The sequence below is a fragment of the Nostoc sp. genome (assembly GCF_036917675.1).
Classification (GTDB): domain Bacteria; phylum Cyanobacteriota; class Cyanobacteriia; order Cyanobacteriales; family Nostocaceae; genus Nostoc.
In genome coordinates this window covers 18865-31144 of sequence record NZ_JBALCT010000049.1, presented here as the reverse complement: position 1 = coordinate 31144, position 12280 = coordinate 18865, and the positions used below count along the sequence as shown (strand labels likewise).

Sequence of the window (12280 nt, the reverse complement as noted above, 5' to 3'; positions counted from 1 at the left end):
GTTCTAAGCTTAGAAAGCCAATAGCCGGCATAACAACCTATACCCAAAGTCTTATTCATTTTTATTATATGCAAATTGTAGACGCAACAGCTTATCTCAGGGGCTGCGCGATAAATTTTAAATGCGGGCTGGGGGGTTAGGTTTCGCGTTAGCTTTTCCACATGACCTGAATTGTCAGATCCCTAAGAGGATGTTTTAAAAGTATTAGACAAATATAATTCTCTACTACATAACTTATTTGTATTTTTCACACTTGCACAAAAAAATTCTATGCAGCTAATTAAAAAAATCTTCGTATTCCCGCGAATTATTTACTTCTTTATCCCGATTGCAATTATCATTTGCTTATTCATAAACTTGCTTTCAAATGCTGTTGAAGTCAGTAGTATAGACTTTATCGGGGAAGCAACTTTACCAAAAGGTTTAATCTTTCAGAAAACTGAAGTTGGAGGTTTATCTGGAATTACCTATGATCCAAAAAACAACCTTTATTATGCTATTTCCGATGACCGTGGACAAAAAGCTGCCGCTCGTTTCTACACACTGAAAATCGACTTGGGCAAAGGTTACCTACAAAAAGGTGGAGTTATTCCCGTCGGTGTTACCACATTATTAAATGAAAATGGTCAAAAATTCCGCCCTGGTGAAACTGATACAGAAGGTATTGCCTTAACTAATAAAGCAAGTGTATTTATTTCTTCTGAAGGCGATGCTACAAAATTAATTAATCCTTTTATTAAAGAGTTCTCTCTATCTTCTGAAAGGGAAATTAAAACACTTCCTATCCCAAATAAATTTTTGCCCGATAAAACTAATAAAAAAGGTATCCGCAACAATTTGGCTTTTGAAAGTCTCACCATCACACCCGATAAAAAGCATCTATTCACAGCCACCGAAAATGCTCTAATTCAAGATGGTGTCGCAGCTAAACCTAACATCGGTAGTCCTTGCCGGATTTTGCAATACAACTTGCTCAACAACCAGCCAGAAAAGGAATTTATTTACCAAACTGAACCAGTTGCACCATTTTTGAATCTGATTGGCAAATTCGCTAGTGGATTACCTGATTTACTTGCTCTCGATAATCAAGGACACTTCCTAAGTTTAGAACGGTCTTTTACTGGTTTAGGATTTGCTATTTCTCTGTTTCAGTTTTCTTTAGAAGGAGCTGATGATATTCATCAGATTGATAGCCTTTTAGCAGTTGACTCCAAAAATATTAAACCAGTTAAGAAAAAATTGCTGTTAGATTTGAGTACCCTAAATGTACTACTAGACAACATCGAAGGCTTAACTCTTGGAGCTAAACTACCCGATGGACAGCAATCATTAATTCTCGTCAGTGACAACAATTTCAACTCCCTGCAACGCACCCAGATGCTAGCCTTTAAAATTAAAATTGAAACACCACTAATCAGATTATTACGCGGTTTACTACCGAATTTAAACCATTAGTTGTACGGAGAATAAGGCGCGACGCCGAATAGCCCGTCGTAGACATCGCGCCTTTACCGGTATTTACTTATTTGAAGCTTATTCCTGTGTATTCACGGAATCTACTAGGCAACTTTTTCTAGTCTCTTTGTAGTTTACGTGTAATTTCTCAACCGTATTCATTAATAAATATGTTATAGAATGTTTAGGAAATTTTGCAGAGAGATTAACTATGATTACAGCATATAATTAATTTTCTAAAATTTAGGCTCTTTTTGAGATTTAAATTTAATAATTAGCTAGACTTATTAAAGTATTTTACCAACAATATTTTTTATAAATCATTCTTATGCCACAAACTAAAATTGATAATATGGTAGGGCAAAAAGCAGAGGTAGACCATTACATTGGACAATTTTTAAATAATCGCTATTTAATCAAAGATTTGATTGGTAAAGGAGGGATGGGTAGAGTTTATTTAGCCGAAGATACTGCTAAAGGTGATATGGCGATCGCAATTAAAATCTTATCACTCAGTTTGGTAAACCAGCAAATGTCCCAACGCTTTGCCAGAGAAATTTTTATTGGCGCTCAATTGGGTCGCAAAAGTAAACATATTGTTCGCATTTTAAGTTACGGAGTTACTGATGATAAAACTCCATTTTATGTGATGGAATACCTCCAAGGGAAAAATCTCAAACAAATTCTCAAAGTTCAGCCTTTAACATTATCGAAGTTTTTAGAGATTTGTAATCAAATTTGTTTAGGCTTACAATGTGCCCACCAAGGTATCAGCCTCAAAGGAGAGATTTATCCAATTGTTCACAGAGATATTAAACCAGAAAATATATTCATTAGTGAAGATAGTAAACAAGGAGAAATTGTTAAAATCCTAGATTTTGGTATTGCTAAATTTCTAACAGAGCGCAGTGGGATGACTCTGACAGATTCTTTTATTGGCAGTCTGCCTTACTGTTCTCCAGAACATATGGAAGGGCGCAAATTGCTAGATGTCCGCTCTGATATTTACAGTTTGGGAGTACTAATGTTTGAGATGTTGACAGGAAAGCATCCATTTCAGACAAAAAGCAACTCCTTTGGTACTTGGTATCAAGCTCATCGCTTTCAAATGCCACCTACAGTTGAGCAAGTGAATCCGCAAGTCAAAATCCCGCCGATATTAGAAAAAATGTTGATGAGTTGTTTAGCTAAAGATGTAAGCGATCGCCCTCAAAATATCAACCAAATATTAGAAGATTTAGAAAAGGTTAAGATTCAGCTTAATGAAGTTAGTCCTAATAATAGTAGTGACATTATTAATCTCTCATGTCCCATCCAATTAGTACCTGCAACATTATTATCAGAACAAGAGTGCTTACAGAAAAGTTGGCCTAAAAATAAACCAATTGCGCCAATTGGATTTCCCCATTTACTACATACTTCCCAAAGACCCATACCAACTTTTTGGGCAATGTTGCCCAAAGAAGAGATTACAAACTTTTTGGATAAAATACATGGGACTGAATTTATTAGTCAAATGAATGTATACCCGATGCTATTATGGGTTACAGTCCTATACAATGCCCAGCCTTCTCTGACTAAGTGGCTACCTTATTTTTTGGATTTGAAAGATAATAAAGGGCAGAAAATAGTACGTAGCCTAGCAGAAGTAGGCTACTATCATCTACTACTTTTTGCCCTAGAAGAACCAAACCGTTGCTCTCATGTAAAGACTTTAAGCCTCACGGCTAACCAGCGCCAGCAACTTGTAGATTGCTTAGATATGAGTCAACAGTCAAATGAAATAACTTTGCCTAATCAAGCCAAAAATCTTCTAAAAACAGAGTATGAAAAACTAAAATTAGATATCTTACTAAACTTAGCCACAGATAAAAAAGCTGAGAAAGAAGGTTTGAAAAATTGGATGGCTAAATTTTTGGAGATTTTTTTTAAACTTTTATCACGTCATTGAAAGTCCGCGCTCAAAATCAAAACCTTGCCCCCATTACGTAATAATATTTTTATGTGTGTATTACTAACTTTAAATCGACTCAGCAGTAAAGGTGATCAAAGTGAATCAAAGCCCATTTACATCTCCAAGTAGTACGGGCTTGCTTGCCAATCGTTATCAACTCAACCAATTAATTGGTAGCGGTGGTATGGGTGAAGTTTTTTTAGCAAATGATATTTTGTTAGGAGGTATACCAGTTGCTATCAAGTTTTTGACTCAGACTGTTGTCGATACTAAGATGCAACAAGACTTTGCTCGTGAAGCTTTAATGAGTGCAGCTTTGAGTCAAAAAAGCATACATATAGTGCGGGCGTATGATTATGGTGTGAATGAGAAAGGAAAACCATACTACGTTATGGAATATCTAAGCGGCAAGAGTTTAAAGGATTTAATTCCGTTGTCGTTGCCCATGTTTTTGACTCTCTCCCGCCAAATTTGTTTGGGCTTACAGTGCGCTCATCAAGGCATTAACATTGATGGCAAAATTTGTCCGTTAGTTCATAGAGATATCAAGCCTGCCAATATATTAGTTATTCCCGATCCGATATTAGGTCAGTTAGTTAAAATTCTCGATTTTGGTATTGCTAGATTTTTGAATTATACATCAACAGCTAGTACAAGCAGGGGATTTAATGGCACTTTACCCTACTGTTCTCCAGAACAGCTAGATGGGGAAAAATTAGATAGTCGCTCTGATATTTATAGCCTGGGTGTGATGATGTTTGAGATGCTCACAGGCAAAAAACCTTGGGAACCAGAAACTGATTACTTTGGTGCTTGGTATAAGGCACATCACTTTGAACAACCAAAAGCGATCGCAGATGTTAGCCCGACTCTTCAAGTACCTCAGAAGCTAAATAATCTAATCATGGCTTGTCTTGCTAAAAAAGCAAGCGATCGCCCACAAAATATCGCTCAAATTATAGAAGTTTTAAACAGTTTAGAACAGTCTAATTTTCCCAGTTTACCGACAATTTTAGGCTCAAGTTCCATCCTTAGCAGTCCCTTATATTCTGGATTAACAATCACAGTAGAACAAAGCTGTCAGCAACTTTTGTGGCCTTCAAATAAACCAATTCAAGAAATTGTTTTTCCCCAGCTTCTAGACACCGCAGAAGGATCTATGACAGCGCTATGGTTGATGTTGCCTAAAGAAGAAATCAAAAACTATGCCCTTTCTACTCGTTACAACCAATTTATCTTCATGATATCTCCTCACCCAATGCTGTTGTGGGTGACTGTACTCTACAATCGGCAAGTGGCTCCTAAATGGCTACCGTGCTATTTGGATATGCAAAATCCCCAAAATCTTCGGCTGGTATGTTTCCTAGCTGAAAATGAGCGCTACCCTTTGATTTTTTTCACCCTAGAAGCACCACATTCCTGCACCAACGTTCTCACCAGTCACATTGATCGAACTCAACGGCAAATGTTGAAAACTTGGGTGCAACAGAGTCAGAGTCTACCACCCGCTTCTCAACTCCAGTTGAGCAAACAGCTATTAAAGCAGCAGTATAAACAAATGCAATCCCGGATATTGCAGCATCTGGAATCAAAGCCACTAGTTGTATTATCAGAGTCTATTTAACGAAAAATTCGCACCTTCAGCTTAGAGTAGACGGGACAAAAATAATTTCTAATTCCCAACTCCAAAACAAAACACTTGACAAAGATAAAAAAAATAGTGATAATAGCAAAGTTGCCAAACAAGGGACTGTAGTTCAATTGGTTAGAGCACCGCCCTGTCACGGCGGAAGTTGCGGGTTCGAGCCCCGTCAGTCCCGTTATAAATTTATGAGTAGTCAGTCCAAGAAGTTCAGAGACGCTCGCTGACTCGCTACGGCTACGCTAACTGCGGAAACTGCTTTTCCAATTTCTAGCTGAGTCCTAAATAATATAGGAATTGGGCATTGCTTCTTTGGCGGCTTGTCAGTCTGCATTTCCTTGATTCAGAATTTAGGATTTGAATATAAGCTACATTTATCATGCTTTGCGAAAGAGAGAATCAACTGTGACTGTTAGAGTCCGAATTGCGCCGAGTCCAACCGGAAATTTACATATTGGTACAGCTAGAACGGCTGTATTCAACTGGTTATTTGCCCGCCACCACGGTGGGAAATTTTTAGTGCGAATTGAAGACACAGACCTAGAGCGATCGCGTCCCGAATACACCGAGAATATTCTTGAAGGACTGCGCTGGCTGGGATTGAATTGGGATGAAGGGCCATTTTTTCAATCCCAACGCCTGGATCTTTATAAAGAAGCAGTAGAAAAACTGCTAGATCAAGGATTAGCCTATCGCTGCTACACCACTTCCGAAGAACTAGAGGCTTTAAGAGAAGCTCAAAAAGCTAGAGGCGAAGCTCCCCGCTATGACAACCGTCATCGCAACCTCACCCCAGAACAACGCGCCGCATTTGAAGCAGAAGGTCGTTCCTCTGTGATTCGCTTCAAAATCGAAGATGGGCGGGAAATTGTCTGGAATGACTTAGTAAGGGGAAAGGTGTCTTGGCGAGGTAGCGATTTAGGTGGTGATATGGTCATCGCCCGCGCCTCAGAAGAGGGTAGCGGTCAACCTTTATACAACTTTGTAGTTGTAGTGGATGACATTGATATGCAAATCACCCATGTCATCCGGGGAGAAGACCACATCGCCAACACCGCCAAGCAAATTCTGCTGTATGAAGCAATGGGTGCGAAAATTCCAGAGTTTTCCCACACGCCGCTAATTTTGAACACTGAAGGGCGCAAGCTTTCTAAGCGGGATGGCGTCACTTCCATTTCTGAATTTCAGAAAATGGGCTTTACTGCTGAAGGCTTGGTAAATTACATGACATTGCTGGGTTGGTCGCCACCAGACTCGACGCAAGAAATATTTACCTTAGAAGTAGCAGCTAAAGAATTTGGTTTTGAGCGTGTAAATAAAGCAGGCGCAAAGTTTGACTGGGACAAGCTGGACTGGTTGAACAGTCAGTATATCCACAATACGCCAGTAGATAAACTTACAGATTTACTCATACCCTATTGGCAAGCGGCTAGGTATAAATTTGATGGTGGACGCGATCGCCTCTGGTTAGAACAGCTAGTAACTTTAATTAGCCAGAGTTTGACTCGTTTAGTAGATGCAGTAGCTCAAAGCCAACTGTTTTTTAGCGATACAGTGGAATTTACCGAGGAAGCTAGTACACAACTGAAGCAAGAAGGTTCTGCTGCTGTCCTTGAGGGGATTGTCACAGCTTTAGAAAATCAGCCGCAACTGTCGGAAGCTGCCGCTCAAGATATTATTAAACAAGTGGTGAAAGAGCAAAAAGTCAAAAAAGGCTTAGTCATGCGATCGCTCAGAGCAGCCTTAACTGGAGATGTTCATGGCCCCGATTTGATCCAATCTTGGTTACTACTAAATCAGATTGGTTTAGATAAGTCGCGCTTGAGTCGGGCATTAACAGAAACAAGGTAATTAGTGATTACTTCCAGATTTTAGAAATATTTTAGATTTTAGGGGCGCACGTTTGTGCGCCCCTATCCATAAGGTAGAGAAACTATAAGAACAAGAAATCATTGACTAGTTACTAATGAATTCTCCCCAACTTCAAATCTAAAATAAGCTGACGAGCGTTTAAATTGCGTACAACTAGTGGACAAAAAGCCTACTGTGATTGAATTTCTTAATTTTGAATTTTGAATGCGTGAATTTTGAATTGCTTAGTAGTCAATTATCCTCACGTTGGGAACTTGGTGTGTAAAATTCATGTCTTCAAAAACACTTAGAAGCGAACGTAATTACAATGCCGACAAAAGCGCTCAATAGAGGGATGAGATTATCGTTCATGATAGTTACGGTCTTCATCACATCAACAGTTAATGCTGTGACTGATGCTCAGGAAGCGCCAACGATATTTGGAGATGTCACCATTGACCCCCAGTTTTCGCCAGACCCCCTAACAGTTCGCGGGATGAGTGGTGGTTCAATATCTGGGAGTCAAGTAGCCGCCAGGAGCGAAACAGCCACTGGACCTTGTACCGGATTTGTTGATGAAACACCAGACCACACATTAGCGCTAACAAGTAAATTTGACTACCTGAAGTTGCAAGTGCAAAGTCCTGAAGACACCACCCTAATTATCAAAGGACCCGGTGGTACTTGGTGCAATGACGATTTTGATGGCAAAAATGCCGGTATGGTTGGTGAATGGCTGGCTGGAACTTACCAAATTTGGGTTGGTTCCTACGAAAAAGGCAAGTATCTTCCTTACACTCTACAAATTACAGAAGTTAAGTAGGGCATTAGGCATTGGGCATTGGGCATTGGGCATTGGTTATTCTTTACTTCCCCTGCTCCCTCACTCCCTCTAAATCTATATCTCCCCCAGTATGATGATTGACAGGGGCTTGAACGACACGAGGAGCATTCTAGAGAAATTTTCCGTGTCTTTATATCCCATTGCTCTCCCTTTTCTCGTGCGATATTGTATTAAAATTAAGTTAACTTTGATTAAGATTCTTGTTGGCATTGCCATAATGCGCCGATCGCTCTATGGGAGTGCATATAAGAGATCAAATTAAACAAAATGGAAAAATGGATTTATAAACATCCGTTTAACAGCTGAAAGTGACAGAGTGATCAACATTCGGTTCCTAAGGCAGATGAGTTGTATAGGTATCTAGAGGCAAATTAACATGAAATTCTCCTGGAAAGTCCTAGTACTCTGGACATTGCCAGCTTTGGTAATTGGCTTTTTCTTCTGGCAAGGAGCCTTTGCAGGCGCTCCTGCTGACATGAGTAAGAATACAGCCAATACCCGCATGACTTATGGCCGCTTTCTAGAATACTTGGACGGCGATCGCGTCACCAGCGTGGATCTGTACGAAGGCGGTAGGACAGCAATTATAGAAGCCCGCGATCCAGACATCGAAAACCGCGTCCAAAGGTGGCGGGTGGATTTGCCTATTAACGCTCCTGAGTTAATCAGCAAGCTCAAAGAAAAAGACATCAGTTTTGATGCTCACCCCATGCGGAATGATGGCGCAATTTGGGGATTGTTGGGCAATCTCATATTTCCAGTTTTATTGATTACTGGGCTGTTCTTTTTGTTCCGGCGTTCTAGTAACCTCCCTGGCGGGCCAGGTCAAGCGATGAACTTCGGCAAATCCAAAGCGCGTTTCCAAATGGAAGCAAAAACTGGGGTGAAATTTGATGACGTAGCCGGGATCGAAGAAGCTAAGGAAGAATTGCAAGAAGTCGTCACCTTCCTCAAACAGCCAGAAAGATTTACCGCAGTAGGCGCACGCATTCCCAAGGGAGTTTTGTTAGTTGGACCTCCTGGAACTGGTAAAACTTTACTAGCAAAAGCGATCGCTGGCGAAGCAGGTGTACCTTTCTTCAGTATTTCCGGTTCGGAATTTGTGGAAATGTTCGTTGGTGTGGGTGCATCCCGCGTCCGCGATTTGTTCAAGAAAGCTAAAGACAACGCCCCCTGTATCATCTTCATCGATGAAATCGACGCCGTAGGACGGCAACGGGGTGCTGGTATCGGTGGCGGTAACGATGAGAGAGAGCAAACCCTCAACCAACTTCTCACCGAAATGGACGGGTTTGAAGGTAACACAGGCATCATTATTATTGCTGCCACCAACCGTCCCGACGTACTAGACTCAGCCTTATTGCGTCCGGGTCGCTTTGACCGCCAAGTAACAGTCGATCCACCCGATATCAAAGGGCGTTTGGAAATCTTGCAAGTCCACGCACGAAACAAGAAACTAGACACTAGCGTATCTTTGGATGCGATCGCTCGCCGCACTCCTGGGTTTACTGGTGCTGATTTAGCCAACTTACTCAACGAAGCGGCAATTCTCACTGCTAGAAGACGCAAAGAAGCGATCACCCTCCGCGAAATTGATGATGCGGTCGATCGGGTAGTCGCCGGGATGGAAGGTACTCCTTTGGTGGATAGCAAGAGCAAGCGCTTAATTGCCTACCACGAAATTGGACACGCCTTAGTTGGGACTTTGTTGAAAGACCATGACCCAGTGCAGAAAGTTACCCTCATTCCACGAGGACAAGCACAGGGTTTGACTTGGTTTACTCCCAACGAAGAACAGGGGTTAATTTCCCGTTCTCAACTCAAAGCCAGAATTACTGGTGCTTTAGGCGGTCGCGCTGCCGAAGAGGTAATTTTTGGGGCTGCGGAAGTTACAACTGGTGCAGGTGGAGACTTACAACAGTTGTCGGGAATGGCACGGCAGATGGTGACGCGGTTTGGGATGTCAAACTTAGGCCCACTTTCCTTAGAAAGCCAACAGGGAGAAGTATTTTTGGGTCGTGACTGGACAACCCGATCTGAGTATTCCGAATCCATTGCCTCGCGCATTGATGGCCAAGTCAGGGAAATTGTTGAACAGTGCTACGACACTGCTAAGAAGCTGATCCGCGATCATCGCACTGTCACCGATCGCTTAGTCGATTTGCTGATCGAAAAAGAAACCATTGACGGCGAAGAATTCCGCCAGATTGTGGCTGAATACGCTGAACTCCCTGAGAAACAGCAGTACGTACCGCAACTGTAAGCTCTTAAGGAAAAATCTTGAGCTATTGCTCAATTTAAATGGGGATGGTGTTAACTATCCCCATTATTTTATGTAATATTTATAAAACAAGTATCCTACATAGTTTTTTAGCTCAGGAGTGAATTGTGGCAATAACAAAAGGTACTCGCCTCCTTTGCGCTCAACACTCCCTTGAGGGTCTATCGGTGGGTGATGCTTTTGGAGAGCGATTTTTTCTCCATCCAGATGTGGCAGAAAGTCTGATTGTCGCCCGTGCCATCCCAGCATCACCTTGGTATTATACCGACGACACTCAAATGGCGCTTTCGATTGTGACAATTCTTCAAGAATATGGGGAAATTAACCAAGACGGGCTAGCAGAAAGCTTTGCGAAACAATAGGCCATATCTACAGGTGTGGAAGGTATTCCCACGGCATGGCTGCAAGCACGAGAACCTTTGCCCAAGGGTGATAGAGAAACAATCACACTCTTCCGTCCCACTGGCCCAAAAGAACTGGCTTTGATTAAGGAAAGTGGCGATCGTGAATTTCCGCCTCGACTACCTGAACAGCCTATTTTCTACCCAGTACTTAACGAAGAATACGCCGCACAAATTGCCCGTAACTGGAATGCGGCAAGTACTGATACAGGATACATTGGCTATGTCACACGTTTTCAGGTGCGTACAGAATTTCTAAGTCGCTACTCCGTAAAAACTGTAGGCGGTTCTATACATCAGGAATACTGGATACCTGCGGAAGATTTACCTGAGTTCAACCGCAATATTGTTGGTTTGATCGAAGTAATATCGGAATTTCGCCAATCAACAACTTGAAAATACGAAACTGGTAGCATAGGTACTGTATACACAAATATACCGACTTTTCTTTGCACAATTTATGAATAATAAAGCTAAATTATTGACTATTGCTTCCTTAACGTTGGCAGTTTCTTCTCTAACTGTCAGCACAGTCATAGCACAGGCGAAACTAACAAACCAGTCAAAACTGTTTATCAATGGAATCGGCGGAGTACGAGTTGGGATGACTGTTTCCCAAGCCGCAAAAGCTGCTGATACTAAGCTAATTGGCGATTCGCCGAATAACAGTTGCTACTACGTTAAACCACAAAACGAACCCAAAAATCTTTTGTTCATGGTTACAAAAGGTCGTATTTCTAGAGTAGATGTGCGGCAGAATAGCCAGATTACTACCCTCAAAGGTGCAAAAATTGGCGACACCGAAGCGAAAATCAAATCTCTCTACCCAGGACAAATTAAAGTCACACCTCATAAATACGTCCAAGGCGGACACTACTTGACATTTATCCCGAAAGACCATGCTAACCAGAACTATCGTGTGGTATTCGAGACTGACGGTAAGCGTGTCACTCAGCTTCGGTCAGGTAAACTGCCGGAAGTCGAATTTGTTGAGGGCTGTTCTTGATTTCAGATATCATCAAACTCAGTTCCTTAGCTTCCGCAACTTGCGTTGCCTATTCCCGCCCTACGCGTAGCGTCTCCAAGAGTTGGCATCGCAGCACTTTATTCCCAAGATGATCCAATGCCGTACAGCGCCTTTAATCTTAGTAAAGTCAAAACAGACTTTAAATTAATCTTTGTTGAAAATCAAGATTTATTTGCGGATGTACAGACAGTTTCTCCTAGTGAATATCTAAATTTGATTTTCTCTGAGCATCTACCATTGGTAACAGCAATAAATACAGAAAAAGCTCGTTCTGAACTAATTATTATGCCTGTTTTAATTGAAGTTAAACGCTTCTTTAAATACCAAATTAGTATATTTTCTGGTTCAGAGTTTAATGTAGATGCTTGTAAAGGTTTAGAAGGACGCTGTGATTTTATTCTCAGTTGTTCGCCAGAACAATACGATATTACCAGCCCTGTTGTAACTATTGTAGAAGCTAAAAATGAGAGTATTAAATCTGGTTTAGGACAATGCATTGCGACAATGATTGCATCTCAATTGTTTAACCAGCAACAAGGAAATATTATTAATGAAATCTATGGTGTAGTTACGACAGGAACAGATTGGAAATTTCTCAAACTTTGTGACAATACCATCTTTATCGATAAGAACGATTACTTTATTAAAGAAATAGACAAAATCTTAGGAATTCTGACAACGACTCTGATGGCTTGTCCGCAATTTTAGCTTGGGGATGGTACACATTGGTGTTTAGACTAAGAAAGATTTTTGGGCAAACTCATCCCCAATTTAACAGCGTGTTTGAAGACCTGGGCGCGGCTGGATATTATAAAGGCGGAGGCT

Annotated in this window: 10 protein-coding genes and 1 tRNA gene; all 11 read left to right on the top strand. The window is 41.2% G+C overall.

Annotation, left to right across the window (positions count from 1 at the left end; translation table 11 throughout):
- Positions 1 to 270: 270 nt before the first annotated feature.
- The 11 genes from V7K31_RS17445 to V7K31_RS17395 all read left to right on the top strand — a co-directional run bounded on the left by V7K31_RS17445 (position 271) and on the right by V7K31_RS17395 (position 12163).
- Complete coding sequence (locus tag V7K31_RS17445; RefSeq protein WP_335095628.1) at positions 271 to 1455, top strand: esterase-like activity of phytase family protein; 1185 nt, start codon at positions 271 to 273, stop codon at positions 1453 to 1455.
- 328 nt (positions 1456 to 1783) lie between these two features.
- Positions 1784 to 3406: a serine/threonine protein kinase gene (locus V7K31_RS17440; RefSeq protein WP_335095627.1), complete on the top strand. Its 1623-nt coding sequence runs from the start codon at positions 1784 to 1786 to the stop codon at positions 3404 to 3406.
- Between the two features lie 100 nt (positions 3407 to 3506).
- Positions 3507 to 5033: a serine/threonine protein kinase gene (locus V7K31_RS17435; protein WP_335095625.1), complete on the top strand. Its 1527-nt coding sequence runs from the start codon at positions 3507 to 3509 to the stop codon at positions 5031 to 5033.
- A 122-nt stretch (positions 5034 to 5155) separates the two neighbouring features.
- A tRNA-Asp gene (locus V7K31_RS17430) sits at positions 5156 to 5229 on the top strand.
- 227 nt (positions 5230 to 5456) lie between these two features.
- Entirely contained in the window at positions 5457 to 6902 is a 1446-nt protein-coding gene (gene gltX, locus V7K31_RS17425) for a glutamate--tRNA ligase (RefSeq protein WP_335095623.1), read from the top strand.
- A gap of 328 nt (positions 6903 to 7230) precedes the next feature.
- A complete protein-coding gene (locus V7K31_RS17420; protein ID WP_335095622.1) occupies positions 7231 to 7725 on the top strand; it encodes a hypothetical protein in 495 nt (164 codons plus the stop codon).
- A gap of 397 nt (positions 7726 to 8122) precedes the next feature.
- Entirely contained in the window at positions 8123 to 10009 is a 1887-nt protein-coding gene (gene ftsH2 / locus V7K31_RS17415; protein ID WP_335095620.1) for an ATP-dependent zinc metalloprotease FtsH2, read from the top strand.
- 125 nt (positions 10010 to 10134) lie between these two features.
- On the top strand, positions 10135 to 10389 hold the full coding sequence (locus V7K31_RS17410) for an ADP-ribosylglycohydrolase family protein (RefSeq protein ID WP_335095618.1): 255 nt from the start codon (positions 10135 to 10137) through the stop codon (positions 10387 to 10389).
- Positions 10390 to 10404: 15 nt separating this feature from the next.
- A complete protein-coding gene (locus tag V7K31_RS17405) occupies positions 10405 to 10824 on the top strand; it encodes a hypothetical protein (RefSeq protein WP_335095617.1) in 420 nt (139 codons plus the stop codon).
- A 64-nt stretch (positions 10825 to 10888) separates the two neighbouring features.
- Positions 10889 to 11434 carry a hypothetical protein gene (locus tag V7K31_RS17400; RefSeq protein WP_335095616.1) on the top strand — a complete coding sequence of 182 codons (546 nt, stop codon included), beginning with the start codon at positions 10889 to 10891 and terminating at the stop codon, positions 11432 to 11434.
- A gap of 117 nt (positions 11435 to 11551) precedes the next feature.
- Complete coding sequence (locus V7K31_RS17395) at positions 11552 to 12163, top strand: hypothetical protein (protein ID WP_335095635.1); 612 nt, start codon at positions 11552 to 11554, stop codon at positions 12161 to 12163.
- The last annotated feature ends 117 nt before the right edge of the window (positions 12164 to 12280 follow it).